The following is an 18278-nucleotide window of genomic DNA, read 5'->3' as shown; positions in this document are numbered from 1 at the left end:
ATGAGTGCAACAGTTCGGAACGTTAGTAGACGACCACCCCGCAGGTCTAGGGTTATTCAAACTTAATGTTCTATGAATCGCCCATTAGTATAGATATGTACTCAGTAACGACGTTCTATACGTACTAAAAGTACTGATCAGTAACATTACGGCTGCACACAGTATGGATCGATTCGGATGGACTTCAACGCTCGATAGCCTGCACCCCGGTATCGACCGTTATCGCCGGGTTATAGGCGGCAACCACGGCCAGCCATCGAGCAAATCGAGCGAATAATGCCTTCCGCGCATTTACGAACGCGGCGCGGTCCTGTGTGGACCGCGCCGCGTGTTCGTAACTCGTCGAGAGGGCTTACAACAAACCGAGCAGTTGCAGGTCGGTGACGTACTTGACGATCACCGGCGCGCTCACGTGCGGGATGTCGTTGTCGGGGCCGACTTTCGCTTCCTGCACCGCGGCACGGAATCGATCCGTCGGCGCGAAGGCGCCGCGAGCCGGCTCGGCGGGCTGCAGGTTCTTCGGGTCCCGCAGCAGCAGTAACAGCATCTGCAGCACCGAGTTCTGCCGCTGCCGTTCCGGCAGGCCACGCAGTCCGGTCTCGAAGCGTTGCAGCCACTCACCGAAGTCGTCGACGCGCTCGATCGGGTAACCCGCCTCGATCAGCCAGTCGACGTACTCGTCGAGCCCGATCCCGTCGTCGTGCGGGTTCATCACGTGGTACGTCTCGAACCCGTCCATCACCTGGGCGCCCAGTTTGGCGATCGCCTCGGCGACGAACTCGACGGGCAGGCCGTCGAAGTGCGCGCTCTGCCGGTTGCCTTCGGCGTCGAGCCGGTAGAACGACGCGGGGGCGGTGCCGGTGGCCACGATGCTCAGGATCATCCGGGTGAAGATGTCCGCCACGTTGAGCTGGCCGGCGTAGGTGGTGTCGGCCAGGATCATGTCGGAGCGGAACACCGAGACCGGCAGGCCGCACAGGTCGTGTGCCTCACGCAGCAGGACCTCGCCCGCCCACTTGCTGTTGCCATATCCGTTGGCGTAGCCGCCGTCGATGACGCGGGTGGCGCTGATGACCCGGATGTCGGCGTCCTCGGTGAACTCCGACGGCTCGATCTGGCGGCCCACGTCCGAAGTCGACACGTACGCGTATGGCTTCTTCTTCGTGGTGAGCGCCAGCCGGATCAGCTCCGCGGTGCCCCCCACGTTGGGGGTGAACAGCTCGTTGTAGGGCAGGACGCCGTTGACGACGGCCGCCGAGTCGACGATCAGGTCGACGGTGTCGGCCAGCTGCTGCCAGGTCTCCCCGGCGAGGCCGAGGTTGGCCTGGCCCTTGTCGCCGGCGACGACCTGCAGGTGCTCTTCGGCCAGTTCCTGGAAGTGCCGCAGCAGTTCCGGGTCACCGCTGTCGAAGGTCTTCTCCAGCCGGCGCCACGCGTCCTCGTCGGACTTGGCCCGCACCAGGCAGACCAGCTTGCCGTCGACCTGCTCCATCCGCTCGAGCCATTCCAGCACCAGGTAGCGGCCCAGGAAACCGGTCGCCCCGGTCAGCAGGACGGTCCGCACCTCGGGGCTCGGTCCGGGCAGCGTCGGCGCGGTCGACAACGTCGTCGCGTCGATGAACTTGTCCAGGGTGAGGTCGCGAGCGTACACCTCCTTGGCGTCGGCGCCGTGCACCGCCGCGAAGCCGGGGCCCGCGGCGCCCTCGGTGTCCGCACCGCTGGTGATCCGGTGGCTCAGGGCACGCACCGACTGCGAGTCGAACAGGGTGCGCACCGACAGGGCGCCATCGAGAGCGGTGTTGATCTCGGCGATCACCCGCATGGCGGACAACGAGTCCCCGCCCAGCTCGAAGAAGGAGTCCTCGACCGAGACGCGTTCCATTCCGAGGACCCGGGCGAAGATGTCGGCGACGATCTCCTCGGTGGAGTCGGACGGCGCTATGTACTCGCCGCCGCGCTTCTGGTATTCCGGTGCCGGCAGGGCGCGCTTGTCGAGCTTGCCGTTGACCGTCAGCGGCAGCGCGTCCAGCACCACCACCGCGGCCGGCACCATGTAGGCCGGCAGCCGGTCGGCCAGCTGGATGCGGATCCCGACCGGGTCGGCGGTTCCGGTGATGTAGCCGACCAGGCGCTTGTCGCCGGGGCGGTCCTCGCGGGCGATCACCACCGCCTGCTCGACGCCGTCCAGCGCGGCAAGGGCCGACTGCACCTCACCGAGTTCGATGCGGTAGCCGCGCAGCTTGACCTGCTCGTCGGCCCGGCCCAGGTATTCGAGCTGACCGTCGCGGCCCCACCGGACCAGGTCGCCGGTGCGGTACATCCGCCCACCGGGGCTGCCGAACGGGCAGGCGACGAAGCGTCCCGCCGTCAGGCCCGGTCGGCGCGAGTAGCCCGTGGCCACCCCATGACCGGCGATGTACAACTCGCCGACGACGCCCTCGGGTGCCGGGCGCAGCCACCGGTCCAGCACGAACAGCGCGGCACGCGGCACCGGCGAACCGATCGGCGCGGATCCCGCACCGCTCTGCAGCGGCGAGCTCATCGCCGCGTAGACCGTGGCCTCGGTCGGGCCGTAGGCGTTGATCATCACCCGTCCGGGCGCCCACCGGTCGACCACCTCGACCGGGCACGCTTCCCCGGCCACCACCAGCGCCGCCGACTCCAGACCCTCCGGCGAGAGCATGCCCAGCGCCGACGGGGTCTGGCTCAACACGGTGACCTGCTCGGCGACCAGCAGCGCGTGCAGCTCGTCCGGCGCGGCCGCGACCGACTCGGGCACCACCACCAGGCGCCCGCCGTGCAGCAGTGCGCCCCAGATTTCGTGCACCGAGACGTCGAACACCAGTGAGTGCCACTGCGCCCACACCCCCGCCTCCGGCAGGTCGGCGTGCAGCGTGTCGACCAGCTGTGCGACGTTTTCGTGGGTCACCGCCACGCCCTTGGGGACGCCGGTGGTGCCCGAGGTGTAGATGAGGTAGGCGATGTTGTCCGACGACGGCGTCGGCAGCGCCGTGCTGGGCTGGGTGGCCAGCGCCGGGTCGTCGACGTCGATGACCGTCGGGCTGTACCCGGCCAGCCGCTCCCGCAGACCCGCGGTGGTGACCACGGCGACGGGCTCGGCGTCGGTGAGCAGGAACTCGATCCGCGCGGCCGGCAGCGCCGGGTCGATCGGCAGGTACGCCGCCCCGGTCTTGAGCACCGCGAGGATCGAGACGATCGCGTCGGCGGACCGGCTGAATAGCAGCGCGACCCGCTCGCCCGGACCGGCGCCCTCCTCGGTCAGCAGGTGCGCCATCCGGTTGGCGGCCTCGTCGAGCTCGCGATACGTCATCGTGCGGCCGTCGAAGGTCAGCGCCGGGGCGCCGGGCGTGCTGGCCACCTGCGCGGCGAACATCGCCGGGATCGACTTCCCGGTGGCCGGCTGGCTCAACACCGCGCGGTTGCCCCGCTCGTCGAGCCACACCTGCTCGCGCTCGTCGACGACGTCCAGGGACCTCAGCCGTCGGGTGGGGTCGGCGGTCATCTCCGACAGCACCCGCTGGAACCGCTCGGTCAGCTTCTCGATGCCGGTCGCGTCGAACACGTCGGTGTCGAACTCCACGCGGAGGCCGAGTTCACGGCCCGGAAGCGCCATCACCGACAGCGGGTAGTGGTTGTACTCGCGGTTGGTGACATCGGTGATGGCCAGCTCGTGGAAGCCCATCGGCACGCTGGTGTCGATCGGGTAGTTCTCGTACAGGAACAAGGTGTCGAACAGCGCGTCATGACCGGTCACGTGGTGGATGTCGCTCAGCGCCAGGTGCTCGTGCTCGAGGGTGTCGTTGTGGTGCTGTTGCAGCTGGCCCAGCACGTCGGCAACGGTGGTCTCCGCGGTGATGCTGGCCCGCACCGGAACGGTGTTGATCAGCAGACCCACCATGGACTCCGCACCGGCCAGGTCGGCCGGCCGGCCCGACACCGCGGTGCCGAACGCGACATCGTGCTGGCCGGTCAGGCGCATCAGCAGCTGGGCCCAGGCGGCCTGCAGCACGGTGTTGACGGTGGTGTGGCACGAGCGGGCCAGCTCGCCGACGGCGCGCGTGGTCTCCGCGGACAGCCGATAGGACTCCACGGCCCGCCGGCCGAGCCGCATCCGGCCGGCCGGGCCCACCAGGGTGGGGGTCTCGAATCCGTCGAGGACCTGGCGCCACGCCGCTTGCGCGGAGGCGCGATCCTGGCCGGCCAGCCAGGTCAGGTAGCTGCGGTAGGTCGCCGGTGCGGGCAACTGGTCCCCGTAGTAGTTGGCGAGGATCTCCCGCAGCAGGATGGGCAGCGACCAGCCGTCCATCACGATGTGGTGGTTGGTGAGCACGAACCGGTACCGGTTGTCCGCGGTGCGGATCAGCGCGGCCCGGAATGCCGGCCGGTTGGCCAGATCGCTCACCGCGGCGCGCTCGGCGGCGCACAGCTCTTCGACCCGCTGCTCGGGGTCGAGATCCTCGGCGCCCAGCTGGATGTACCGCCACGCCATGACCGGGTCGGCCGGGATGACCTGGACGGGCTCGCCGAACTGCGCGCAGAACCGGGCCGCCAGGTTCGGGTGGCGGTTGATCACGTTGTGCACCGCGTCGTGCAGCCGGTGCGAGTCCAGCTCACCGGTCACCGTGATACCGAGCTGCACCGCATAGACATCGTCGCCCGGGTCTTGGGCGTAGCTCGCGTGGAACAGCAAACCCTGCTGCAGCGGGGTCAGCGGCAGGATGTCGGCGACCTGATGCTCCTTGCTCAGCTCGTCGATCTGCCGCTGGTTCAGGCGCGCGGGCGCGATGTCGGACGGGGTCAACCCGCCGCCGCCGGCCTGCACGTGGGCGCAGATGCCGGTCAGCGCCTCGAACCACAACTGGCTGAGCCGGTTGATCTGCTCGCGGTCCATCGCCGAGGCCGCCCACGTCCAGTTGGCGTGCAGGTGGGGACCTTCCTCGGTGTCCATGGTTCCGGCGTTGAGGTCGACGGTGTGCATGAGCGGCATCGCCACCGCCGCGGCCGCGCCGCTCAGCGACAGGCTGTCGGGGCTCAGCCGCCACAGCTCACCGGGCAGGTCTGCGGCCGCGCCCAGCCGTCCCAGGTAGTTGAACCCGATCACCGGGTCGGATCCACCCAGATCGATGTCGGGGTTCAGGTAGCGCAGCAGGCCGTAGGTCAGTCCGTCCGGCAGGGCGCGCAGCTGCTCCTTGGTGGCCTTGACCACCGCGCCCAGCGCGTCGTCGCCGGCGACCACGTTGGCCCAGTCCAGCCCGTCGAGTGTCAGCGCCACCGGGTATTTGGTGGTGAACCAGCCCACGGTGCGCGACAGGTCGACGCGCGGATCCAGCTCTTCCTGACGGCCGTGGCCCTCGACGTCGATGCCGATCGGCTTGCCGCTACCCAGGAACTGTGTCCAGGCCATCCCGAACGCGATCAACAGGATGTCCTGCACCCCGGCGTTGAACGCCGCGGGCACCGCGCCCAGCAGCAGGCGGGTCGTCTCGACGTCCAGCGAGACCGACAACTGCTCGGCGGTCTGATAGGTGTCTTCCTCGGGGCGCACCGCCGGCAGCACGGCCGGGGTCGCCACCACCTCGCGCCATGCGTCGGCCTGCTCGACCACCGCCGGGCTCAGCGCGTGCTCGGCCAGCAGCGAGGACCATCGGGCGAACGAGGTGCCGCCCGTGGGCAGCGCCACCGGCTGGCCGCTGTGATGCTGCGCCCAGGCGATGTTGAGGTCTTCGATCAGGGTCCGCCACGACACGCCGTCGACGGCGACGTGGTGGATGATCAACGCCAATTGGCTTGACTCGCCTGCCCAGACGGCGCTCACCATCACCCCCGCGCCCGGGTTCAGCCGTGACCGGGCCGCCACCAGTGTCGCGTCGGACAGCTCGTCGACCGACTGCAGGCAGTCGCCGGCCTGCACCGAGCCAGCCTCGGGCGCTTCCAGCGACCAGCCGCCGTTGCCGTCGTCCTCCACGCGCAGCCGCAGCATGGGGTGCCGGTCCAGCAAGGCCTGCAGCACGACGACCACGTCGTCTTTGCCGACGCCCGCGGGCGCCGCCAGCACCATCGTCTGGTTGAAGTCGTCGATCGGCCCCTGCACGGTTTGCAGCCAGTGCATGATCGGGGTGGCCAGCACCGGCCCGATCCCCTCGTCGACCAGGTCGTCCTCGTCCGCGCCGTCGGTGGCCACCCGGGCCAGCCGGGCGACCGTCTGCTCGACGAAGACGTCGCGCGGGCGGCACATCACGCCGGCCGCCCGGGCCCGCGCCACCACCTGCATCGACAGGATGCTGTCGCCGCCGAGGTCGAAGAAGGAGTCGTCCACACCGACGCGCTCCACGCCCAGCACCTGGGCGTAGATGCCGGTCAGGATCTCCTCGGTGTGGTTGCTGGGGGCGCGGTATTGGCCGCCGCGCTTGTGGTACTCGGGCGCGGGCAGGGCGCGCTTGTCCAGCTTGCCGTTGACCGTCAGCGGCAGGGTCTCCAGCACGACGACCGCGGCCGGGACCATGTAGGCCGGCAGCCGCTTGCCCAGCTGGGTGCGCAGCTCGGTCGGGTCGGCGGTGCCGGTGATGTAACCCACCAGGCGCTTGTCGCCGGGGCGGTCCTCGCGGGCGATCACCGCCGCCTGGTCGACGCCGTCCAGCGCGGCGAGGGCCGACTGGATCTCGCCGAGTTCGATGCGGTAGCCGCGGATCTTGACCTGCTCGTCGGCGCGGCCCAGGTACTGCAGCTGACCGTCGGCGCCCCAGCGGACCAGGTCCCCGGTGCGGTACATCCGCGCCCCCGGCCCGCCGAACGGGCAGGCCACGAAGCGCGACGCCGTCAGCCCGGCCCGGCGGGCATACCCGGTGGCGACGCCACGGCCGGCCACATACAGCTCACCGACCACGCCTTCCGGCGCGGGCCGCAGCCACTTGTCCAGCACGAACAGCGCCGCGCCGGGAACCGGCGACCCGATCGGCGGTGCCCCCGAGTCGCCCGCGAGCGGCGTGCTCATCGCGGCGTACACGGTGGCCTCGGTCGGGCCGTAGGCGTTGATCATCACCCGTCCGGGCGCCCACCGGTCGACCACTTCGGCCGGGCAGGCTTCACCGGCCACCACCAGCGCCGTGTCGTCCAAGCCCTCCGGCGAGAGCATGCTCACCGCGGACGGGGTCTGGCTCAGGACGTTGACCTGCTCGGCGATCAGCAGGGCGTGCAGGTCATCGGGCGAACCCGCGACGGACTCGGGCACGACCACCAGGCGTCCGCCGGACAGCAGCGCGCCCCAGATCTCCCAGACGGAGACGTCGAAGACCAGCGAGTGCCACTGTGACCAGACCTTCCCCGGCCCGGTCGGCAGATCGGCGTGCAGCGTGCGGACGAACTCGGTCACGTTGCGGTGGGTGACCGCGACGCCCTTGGGGTTTCCCGTGGTGCCCGAGGTGTAGATCATGTAGGCGATGTCGTCGGGCCGCGGCCCCGGCAGCGCGCTGCTGGGCTGGGTGTCCGCATCGGCTTCGTCGACGTCGATGACGGGCAGGTCGAACCCGTCCAGCCGGGTGCGCAGGCTGGCCGTGGTCACCACCGCGATCGGGGTGGCGTCGCTGAGCATGAATTCCATCCGCGCCGACGGCAGCGCGGGATCGATCGGCAGGTACGCCGCCCCGGTCTTCAGGACCGCGAGGATCGAGATGATCGCCTCGGCGGAGCGGGAAAACAGCAGCGCAACGCATTCGCCCGGGCGGGCGCCCTGCTCGGCCAACAGGTGCGCCAGCCGGTTCGCGGCCTGATCCAGGTCGCGGTAGGTCATCGAGCGATCGCCGAAGCTCAGCGCGACAGCCTGGGGTGCGCGCGCCACCTGGGTGGCGAACACCTCGGGGATCGACGCCGCAGCCTTGATCGGCTTGGTCAGCACCGCACGGTTGCCCCACTCGTCGAGTCGATCGTGCTCGCCGCCATCCAGCAGATCGATCGACAACAATCGCCGTCCCGCACCGACGGTCATGACTGCTCCTCCAAGTCCACGGTCATGGCTTCCAACACCCGCTTAAACCGCTCTACGAGCTTCTCGATCCTTGCCTCGCCGAAAACGTCGGTATCGAACTCGACGCGAAGGCCTATTTCGTGGCCCGGCACAGCTTGAACCGAAAGCGGGTAGTGGTTGTATTCCCGATTCGTGAATCCATTAATAGTTAACTCGTCCACGGCCGATAGCGCGGCGGTATCGATGGGATAGTTCTCGTACACGAACATTGTGTCGAAAATTTGGTCATGTCCCGTTACACGATGGATATCGTTCAGTGCTAAATGCTGGTGATCGAGCGTGTTTGTGTAGGTGCGTTGTAGCTGTTCAAGCAGGTCGGCGATGGTGGTTTCGGCGCCGATGGTCGCCCGCACCGGCACGGTGTTGATCAAAAGGCCAACCATGGCGTCGGATCCGGTCAATTCGGTCGGCCGACCAGAAACTGCTGTGCCGAACGCCACATCGTGCTGTCCGGTAAGCCACATCAACAGCTGCGCCCAGGCCGCTTGCAGCACGGTGCTAACGGTGGTGCGGCACGAACGGGCCAATTCGCCCAACAGGCGACTGGTCTCCGCGGACACGTGGAACTCGGCGACGCCGCGCGGGCCGAGCCCCATGCGGCCCGTCGGGCCCACCAGCGTCGGGGTTTCGAAACCCTCGAGCACCTCGCGCCACGCCTCCTGAGCGGCAGCTCGATCCTGGTCGGACAGCCAGGTGATGAAGCTGCGGTACGGCACCGGCGCGGGGAGCCGCACACCGAAGTAGCTGGCGAAGATCTCCTGCAGCAGGACCGGCTTGGACCAGCCGTCGAGCACGATGTGGTGGTTGGTGAGCACGAATCGGTAGTTGTTCTCCGCGGTGCGGATCAGCAGGCCCCGGAACGGGGGCTGCCCGGCCAGGTCACAGACGGCGACACGTTCCGCGGTGGACAACCGCTCGATTTGCTCGTCGATGTCGCCGTCGGCGTTCAGCTCGACGTATTGCCAGGCCAGTTCCGGATCGGTCGACATGATCTGCACCGGCTCCCCGAAGTCCTCGGAGAAGCTGGCCACCACGTTGGGATGGCGGCTGATGACGGTGTGCACCGCCTCGCGCAGCCGGTCCGGATCGACGGCGCCGGTCACGGAGATGTCGAGCTGCACTGCGTAGAGGTCTTCGCCGCCCTGGGCGGTGCCGGTGTGGAACAGCAGTCCCTGCTGCAGCGGGGTCAGCGGCAACACGTCGGCGACTTGGTACCGCTGCTGCAGTTCGTCGAGGTCGCGCTGGCTCATGCGGGCGGGCGCGATGTCGGAGGGGGTCAGGCCGCCGCCGCCGTTGCGCACGTGCGCGGTGATGCCGGCCAGCGCGTCGAACCACAGCTCGCTGAGTCGGCTGATCTGCTTCTCGTCGAGGGCCGAGAGCGCCCACGTCCAGTTCGCCTGCAGGTGCGGGCCGTCGGCGGTGTCCATGGTGCCGGCGTTGAGTTCCACCGTGTGCGGCAGCGGCAGCGCCACCGCGCCGGCCGCACCGGCCAACGCGAAGCTGTCCTGGTCCAGCTGCCACAGATCGGCCGACAAATCGGCGGCCCCACCGCCGAGCCGGCCCAGGTAGTTGAACCCGATGACCGGATCCGAAACATCCAGTCCCGCTTCGGGATTCAGGTAGCGCAGCATCCCGTAGGTGACACCGTCCGGTAGGGCGCGTAGTTGTTCCTTGGCGTCCTTGACCAGACCGCCTAGGGCCTCGTCACCGCCGACCACCTGGCCCCAGGACAGTCCACCGATCCGCAACGACACCGGGTACTTCGCGGTGAACCAGCCGACCGTGCGCGACAGGTCCACCTGCGGGCCCAGCTCTTCGTTGCGACCGTGGCCTTCCACGTCGATGGCGATCGGCGCGCCGGTGCCCACGAACTGGGTCCAGGCCAAACCGAACGCGATCAGCAGAATGTCCTGCACGCCGGCGTGGAACGCCGCGGGCACCTCGCTGAGCAGCAGCCGGGTGGTCTCGACGTCCAGCGACGCCGAGTACTGCCCGGCCGTCACGTAGGTGTCCTCGGGCTGCGCCTGCGGCAAAACGGCCGGGACGGTGGCCACCTGCCGCCACTCCTCCAGCCGCTCGACCACCTCGGGGCGGCGCGCGTACTCATCCAGCAGCGACGACCATCGAGCGAACGACGTGCCGCCCACCGGCAGTGCCACCGGCTGGCCGCTGTGGTGCTGCGCCCAGGCGATGTTGAGGTCTTCGATCAGCGTGCGCCACGACACGCCGTCGACGGCCAGGTGGTGAATGATCAACGCCAATTGGTTTGTCGCGCTTGCCCATACGGCACGCATCAGCACACCGTCGGCGAGATTCAGCCGCGACCGGGCGTCGACCAGCGCCGCTTCGGACAGCACGTCGACCGACTCCAGGCAGTCGCCCGCCTGCACCGAGCCAGCCTCGGGCACGTCGAGCGACCAACCGCCGATGCCGTCGTCCTCGACGCGCAGCCGCAGCATCGCGTGCCGATCCAGCAGGGCCTGCAGCACCACCGGCACGTCGTCGAGGGTGACCTCCGCGGGTGCCGCCAGCACCATGGTCTGGTTGAACTGCTCGACGGGGCCGTCCATGTTCTGCAGCCAGCGCATGATCGGGGTGGCCACCACGGGTCCGAGGCCCTCGTCGACCACGTTGTCGTCGTCGCTGGCGACCGTGGCGACGCGCGCCAGCCGGGCGACCGTCTGTTCGACGAAGACGTCCCGCGGGCGGCACACCACTCCGGCGGCCCGGGCACGGGCCACCACCTGCATCGACAGGATGCTGTCGCCGCCGAGGTCGAAGAAGGAGTCGTCGACACCGACGCGCTCCACGCCCAGCACCTGGGCGTAGATGCCGGCCAGGATCTCCTCGATGGCGCTCACCGGGGCCCGGTAGCGATCGGCGTCCTGGTATTCCGGCGCCGGCAGGGCCCGGGTGTCCAGCTTGCCGTTGACGGTCAAGGGCAACGCGTCGAGCACCACCACCGCCGACGGCACCATGTAGCCCGGCAATCGCTCGCCGAGCTGGGCCCGAACCTCGGCCGGGTCGGCCGTTCCGGTCACGTAGCCCACCAGCCGCTTGTCGCCGGGCCGGTCCTCGCGGGCGATCACCGCCGCGTGCTCGACCCCGGACAGCGCGGCGAGGGCGGCCTGGATTTCGCCGAGCTCGATGCGGTAGCCGCGGATCTTGACCTGTTCGTCGGCGCGGCCCATGTACTGCAGTTGGCCGTCGGAGCCCCAGCGGACCAGGTCCCCGGTGCGATACATCCGCGCCCCCGGCCCACCGAACGGACACGCCACAAACCGCGACGCCGACAGCCCCGCACGGCCCACATAACCGGTCGCCAAACCACCACCGGCCACATACAGCTCACCGACCACACCGGCCGGCACCGGACGCAACCAACCATCGAGCACAAAGAAGGCCAGGTTCGCCAGCGGCACCCCGATCGGGCTGACGTTGCCGTCCACGTCCCCATCGACGATCTCGCGAAACGACGCGTGCACCGTCGTCTCGGTGATGCCGTACATGTTGATCATCCGGGGCAGGCCCGGGTGACGGTGCAACCACGTCGACAACCGGTGCGGCTCAAGCGCCTCACCACCAAAGACGACCGTCTGCAACTTCAGCTGCTCACCCAGCTCGGGCGCCAACGCATCCGCACTCTGCAACGCATAAAACGCCGACGGCGTCTGACTCAACACACTGACCTGCTCACGCACCAACAACGCATGCAGGTCTTCGGCCGAGCGCACCACCGCATCCGGCACCACCACCAGGCGTCCGCCATACAGCAAGGAGCCGAAGACTTCCCACACCGAGAAGTCAAACGCCAGCGAATGACATTGGGTCCACACCTGGCCCAACCCGAGCTGAGCATCCAGTGTCTCCAGCAACAACGTCACGTTGTGGTGCGGGATGGCCACGCCCTTGGGGGTTCCGGTGGTCCCCGAGGTGTAGATGATGTACGCGATGTTCTCCGGGGCCGGCATCGGCAGGGCCGTCGTCGGTTGGCTGCGCACGGCCGGGTCGTCGATGTCGACGATCACCCCGTCGAAGCCATCCAGCCGCTCGCGCACCTCGGCGCTGGTCACCGCCGCGATCGGCGCGGCATCACCGAGCACGAACTCCAACCGCGCCGCCGGCACACCCGGATCGAGCGGCACATAGGCCGCCCCGGTCTTGAGCACCGCGAAGATCGCCACGATCGCTTCGGCCGAGCGTGGGATCACCACCGCCACCCGCTGCCCCGGCCCGGCGCCCCGCTCGGTCAGCAAGTGCGCCAACCGATTTGCCGACTCTTCGACCTCGCGGTAGGTCCAGGACCGCTCGCCGCAGGTGATCGCCACCGCGTCGGCGGCGCGGGCCACCTGCGCGGCGAACAACGCCGGAATCGACGACTGCGCGCGCGGCCGCCGCGCCAACATCGCGCGGTTGCCCCAGGCGTCGAGCCGCTCGCGCTCGGCGGCGTCGAGCAGATCGATCGACGAAAGCCGTTGTGCAGCATCGGTGGTCATGGCCGCCATCACCTGGCGCAGCCGCTCGATCAGCGTTTCGATGCCGGACGCGTCGAAGACCTCGGTGTCGTATTCGACGCGCAGGCTCAGTTCGTGTCCGGGCGTGGCCACCACGGAGAGCGGGTAGTGGTTGAACTCGCGGCTGCTGAACTCGGTGACGGCCAGCTCATGAACGCCCAGCAGTGCACCGGCATCGATCGGGTAGTTCTCGTAGAGGAAGAGCGTGTCGAAGAGTTGGTCGTGTCCGGTGACGCGGTGAATCTCGTTGAGCGCCAAGTGTTCGTGCTCGAGGGTCTCGGCGTGGACGCGTTGCAGCTGGCCCAGCAGGTCGACGACGGTGGTGGCGGCGGTGATGTTGGCGCGCACCGGCACGGTGTTGATCAACAAGCCGACCATGGCGTCCGCGCCGGGCAGCTCGGTGGGCCGGCCCGAGACCGCGGTTCCGAAGGCGACGTCGTGCTGGCCGGTCAGCCAGGTCAGCAGTTGGGCCCAGGCACCCTGCAGCACGGTGCTCACGGTGGTGCGGCTGGCGCGGGCCAGTTCGCTCAGGGCGCGGGTGGTGTCCGCCGAAACCGTGTAGGTGGCCACCGCGCGCCGTCCGATCTTGCCCGGCGGGGCCACCAGCGTGGGTGCTTCGAATCCGGCGAGCGCCTCCCGCCAGGCGGCCTGGGCGCCGGCGCGGTCCTGGGCGGCCAGCCACATCAGGTAGCTGCGGTACGACGGGGGCGCGGGCAGCCGTTCGCCGTAGTAGCCGGCGAACACTTCCCGCATCAGCACCGGCAGCGACCAGCCGTCGATGACGATGTGGTGGATGGTGAGCACGAACCGGTGCCGGTCGGGGGCGGTGCGGATCAACGCGGCCCTAAAGGCGGGTTGGCCGGCCAGGTCGCAGACGGCGGTGCGTTCGGCCGCGGCCAGCTGCTCGACCTGTTGGTCGATGTCACCGCCGGTCAACTCGACGTAGTTCCACGCCATCACCGGCTCGGCCGGGATGATCTGCACCGGCTCCCCGAATTCGTCGAGGAATCGTGCAGCCAGGTTGGGGTGGCGGTTGACGACGGTCTGCACCGCGTCGCGAAGCCGTTGCGCGTCAAGGGAACCGTTCACGGTGATGCCCAGCTGCACGGCGTAGAGGTCTTCGAGTTCCTGCGCGAAGCTGCTGTGGAAGAGCAGCCCCTGCTGGACGGGGCTGAGCGGCAGCACGTCGGCGATCCGGTGCTGCCGGCAGAGCTCGTCGATCTGCTGCTGGTCCAGGCGGGCGGGGGCGATATCGGACGGGGTCAGCCCGCCGCCACCGTTGCGCACGTGCGCGCAGATACCGGCCAGGGCCTCAAACCACAACTGGCTCAACCGGTTTACTTGCTCCTCGGTCAGCGCCGACGGCGCCCACCTCCAGTTGGCGTGCAGATTCGGGCCGGCCGCGGTGTCCATGGTGCCGGCGTTGAGTTCCACGGTGTGCGCCAACGGCATTGCCACCGCCGTCGCCACGGCCGCCGACGACAGGCTGTCCTCGCTGACCCGCCACAGCTCCTCGGAGAGATCGGCTCCTGCGGCCAGCCGGCCCAGGTAGTTGAACCCGATCGCCGGGTCTGCGCCGTCCAGGTCGACTTCGGTGTTCAGGTAACGCAACAACCCGTAGGTCAGGCCGTCGGGCAGGGCGCGCAGTTGCTCCTTGGCGTCCTTGATCACCGCACCCAGTGCGGTCTCGCCGGCGACCACCTGCGACCAGGTCAGCGTGCCGTTGATCTTCAGCGCTGCAGGGTATTTCGTGGTGAACCAGCCGACGGTGCGCGACAGGTCCACGTGGGAGGCCACCTCTTCCTGGCGACCGTGTCCTTCGATGTCGATGCCGATCGGCGCGGCTTCACCCAGGAATTCGGTGAACGCCAGCCCGAACGCGATCAACAGGATGTCTTGCACCCCAGCGTGAAACGCCGCGGGCACCTCCCCCAACAGCAGCCGGGTCGTGTCGACGTCCAGTGCCGCCGACAGCTGTCCGGCCGTCGCGTAGGTGTCCTCGGGCTGGACCGCCGGCAGCGCCGCCGGGGTGGCGGCCACCTGCCGCCACGCGTCGGCCTGCGCGGCCACCGCCGGACTCTGCGCGTATTCGGCCAACAGCGAAGACCAACGGGCAAAAGACGTTCCAGGTGCCTGCAATGCCACCGGCTGGGCGTTGTGGTGCTGCACCCAGGCGATGTTGAGGTCCTCGATCAACGTCCGCCACGACACGCCGTCGACGGCCAGGTGGTGGATGACCAACGCCAATTGGTTTGTCGTACTTGCCCATACCGCGCTCAGCAGCTTCCCCTCGGCGACGCTGAGCCGGCCGCGGGCCTCGATGAGCGCCGCGTCGGACAACGCGTCGACCACTTCAAGGCAGTCGGCGGCCTGCACCGAGCCCACCTCGGGGGCCTCGAGGGCCCAGTCGCCGGCGCCGTCGTCCTGCACGCGCAGCCGCAGCATGGGATGGCGATCCAGTACCGCCTGCAGCACCACGGCCACGTCGGCTTCGCTCACGCCGGCCGGCGCGGCCAGCACCATGGTCTGGTTGAATTCGTCGATCGGGCCGTCGATGGTCTGCAGCCAACGCATGATCGGGGTGGCCACCACCGGGCCGATCCCCTCGTCGGCCACACCGAACTCGCCGTCGGCAGCCACCTCGGACACCCGCGCCAGGCGGGCCACGGTCTGCTCGACGAAAATGTCTCGCGGTCGGCAGATCACGCCCGCCGCGCGGGCCCGGGACACCACCTGCATCGACAGGATGCTGTCGCCGCCCAGGTCGAAGAAGGAGTCGTCGACGCCGACCCGCTCCACCCCCAGCACCTGGGCGTAGATGTCGGCCAGGATCTCCTCGATCGCGTCGGCCGGTGCCCGGTACTCACTCGCGGCGTATTCGGGCGAGGGCAGGGCGCGCTTGTCCAGCTTGCCGTTGCCGGTCAGCGGCAGGGCGTCGAGCACCATCACCGCGGTCGGGACCATGTAGGGCGGAAGCTTGTCGGCCAGCGCGGTGCGCAGTGCGGCCGGGTCGGCGGTGCCGGTGACGTAGCCGACCAGCCGCTTGTCGCCTGGGCGGTCTTCGCGGGCGATCACCGCGGCCTGGTCCACCCCGTCCAGGCCGGCCAGAACCGCCTGAATTTCACCGAGTTCGATGCGGTAGCCGCGAATCTTGACCTGCTCGTCGGCGCGGCCCAGGTATTGCAGCTGCCCGTCGGGGCCCCAGCACACCAGGTCTCCGGTGCGGTACATCCGCGATCCCGGACCACCAAAGGGGTTGGCCACGAACCGCGATGCCGACAGCCCGGGCCGGCGCACATATCCGTGCCCGACGCCGCGACCCGCCAGGTACAACTCGCCGACCACACCGGCGGGCACCGGCTGCAGCCACTTGTCGAGCACGAACATCGCCGCGCCGGCTATCGGGGAGCCGATCGGCACCACCGGGGAGCCGGGCGTCAGGGGGGTGCTGATCGACGCGCACACCGTGGTCTCGGTCGGGCCGTAGGCGTCGAGCATCACCCGCCCGGGCGCCGCCCACCGATCCACCACGTCGGTCGGGCAGGCCTCACCGGCCACCACCAGCGCGGTGGACTCCAGACCCTCGGCCGACAGCATCGCCACGGCCGACGGGGTCTGGGTCAGCACGCTGACCTTTTCCGCGACCAGCAAGGCGTGCAGGTCCTCCGGGGAGGACGCCACCGATTCGGGCACCACCAGCAGCCGCCTGCCGCGCAGCAGGGCGCCGAAGATCTCCCACACCGAGAAGTCGAAGGCCGCGGAGTGGCACTGCGTCCAGACCCGCCCGGGAGGCAGGCCCGCGTCGAGCGACTCGATCAGCCACGTGACGTTAAGATGAGGAATCGCAACGCCTTTGGGGGTTCCAGTGGTCCCGGAGGTATAGATGATGTACGCGGTGTGCTCCGGTGCCGGCAGCGGCAGGGCGGTGTTGGGCTGGGTGTCGATAGCCGGGTCGTGCACATCGACGATCAGGACGTCATGGGTGTGCAGCCGCGAGCTGAGCTCCGCCGTGGTGATCACCGCGCGGGGTGCCGCGTCGGCGATCACGAAATCCATCCGCGACGACGCGTGTGCCGGGTCGATCGGCACATAGGCCGCCCCGGTCTTGAGCACCGCCAGCATCGAGACGATGGCGTCGGCGCACCGCGGGAACATCACCGCGACGCAGTCGCCGGGGCCGATACCATGGCCGGCGAGCAGATGGCCCAGCCGGTTGGAGGCCTCGTCGAGTTCCGCGAAGGTGAGGGACTTGGCGTCGCAGGTCACCGCCACGGCCTCGGGCGTGGCCTGCACGTGTTCGGCGAATGCCGCCGGGATCGAGACGGGGGCGGGGACCGGCTCGTGCAGTGCCGGCCGGTTGCTCCATTCGTCGATCAGGGCGGGCTCGTCGGGGGTCAGCAGGTCGATCGACGACAGCGGCCGCTCCGGGTCGGCTGTCATCTCTTCCAAGATCTGCTGCAACCGGCCGGCCAGGTCGGCGACGCCGAAGCTGGCGAACGGTTGGCCCGGGCCCGCGGTGCTGAGGTGCAGCTGGTCGCCGGCTCCGAGGAAGAACAGCCCGAAGTGCCCGACCGGCCCGTGGTTGGTGTACGACGCGGTCGCGGGAGCGCCGGCGAGGTCCAGCGTCAGCCGGGACGGGATGAAGTTGATCCCGACGCGATTCGGCGCCTGGCGCAGGCCATCGCCCTCGAGGGTGTGCACCGGAAAGCGCTGATGCTGCAGAAGTTCGCGGATGCGCTTGTCGACGTGCTTGCAGAAATCGGCGACGGTCGACTGCGGCTCCGTCGTCAGGACCAGCGGCACCACACCGGCGAGCATCGCGGGCAGCGTCTTGGACTCGGGACGCACGCGCCGGCTGACCGGGAAGTCGAGCGCCACCTCCGAGCCGCTACCCGACCAGCCGCGCACCAGGAGCGCGCACGCGGCCGTGGTGACCGAAAACCGACGGATGGCCAGCTTCTTGGACAGCTCCTTGATCCTGTTGGCAACCGAGGGGTCCAACTGGACTGACGCGGACGGCGAGTAGTGATCGCGCTCTCCGGCCGCCTCGGGCAGACGATCGACCGGTCCGCTCTCCGGCGGCAGGTGCTCGCTCCAATAGGCCTTGTCTTCTGCGTAGTCGTCGGAGGCTTCGTATCCCGACTCGAGATCGATCAAGTCCTGCACCGAGCCGAAGTAGGCGTCGGGAATCGGCTTTCCGGCCACCATCGCCGAGTAAATGGTGGCAACCCGGCGGCAGACCAGGGCCATGCCCAGGCCGTCGATCGCTATGTGGTGGCAGCAACCAAACAGATAGAATTCCTCGTGCTCAGTTTGAAAGAGCACGAATTTGAACATTTGTCCGTTCAGCGGCATCGGCGTGCGCTGAATGGCGGAAGACTTCTCCCGGGCTTCCTGCACCGGGTCGGGTGCTGCCCTGAGGTCTTCGAACGTCAGCTCGACGTGCGGGTAGTCGACCGGCTTCTGCACAACCTGGCCGTCGACCTCGAAAAACGAGACCCTGCCGGGCTCCGCCTCGGCGACCGCCTGGGTGATCGCCTGCTCCAGGGCATCACGATGCACCGTGCCGTCGATTTTGACCAGAAGACCGAGCTGCCATTGCGTGCCGGCGAATCCGGCCTCTTGGGACAACCAGATGTCGAGCTGTCCACGCGTTAACGGCAGTGCTCGATCTTCCTCCATCGACTCCCCCAAGTCTTCGCCACCCGCCCCATACCCCGACT

The 18278-nt window shown here is 68.9% G+C and carries 2 protein-coding genes; both read right to left on the bottom strand.

Annotated elements, in window-relative coordinates:
- Positions 1 to 352 precede the first annotated feature (352 nt).
- Positions 353 to 8002 (bottom strand): non-ribosomal peptide synthetase, encoded by a 7650-nt coding sequence (locus G6N50_RS03820; protein ID WP_083097469.1) that lies wholly within the window; start codon positions 8000 to 8002, stop codon positions 353 to 355.
- Positions 7999 to 18237, bottom strand: a complete 10239-nt coding sequence (locus G6N50_RS03815; RefSeq protein WP_163650807.1) for a non-ribosomal peptide synthetase — start codon at positions 18235 to 18237, stop codon at positions 7999 to 8001. The genes G6N50_RS03820 and G6N50_RS03815 overlap by 4 nt, the downstream gene beginning before the upstream one ends.
- Positions 18238 to 18278: the final 41 nt, after the last annotated feature.

Source organism: Mycobacterium mantenii (assembly GCF_010731775.1).
In the GTDB taxonomy this organism is placed as follows: Bacteria; Actinomycetota; Actinomycetes; order Mycobacteriales; family Mycobacteriaceae; genus Mycobacterium; species Mycobacterium mantenii.
The sequence above is the reverse complement of the archived record's forward strand: the minus strand, read 5'-3'. Positions and strand labels throughout refer to the sequence as shown.

Bases quoted from the DNA above. Each gene is read 5' to 3' on its own strand.
- G6N50_RS03820 (WP_083097469.1), bottom strand. From the start codon at position 8,002: ATGACCGTCGGTGCGGGACGGCGATTGTTGTCGATCGATCTGCTGGAT.
- G6N50_RS03815 (WP_163650807.1), bottom strand. From the start codon at position 18,237: ATGGAGGAAGATCGAGCACTGCCGTTAACGCGTGGACAGCTCGACATC.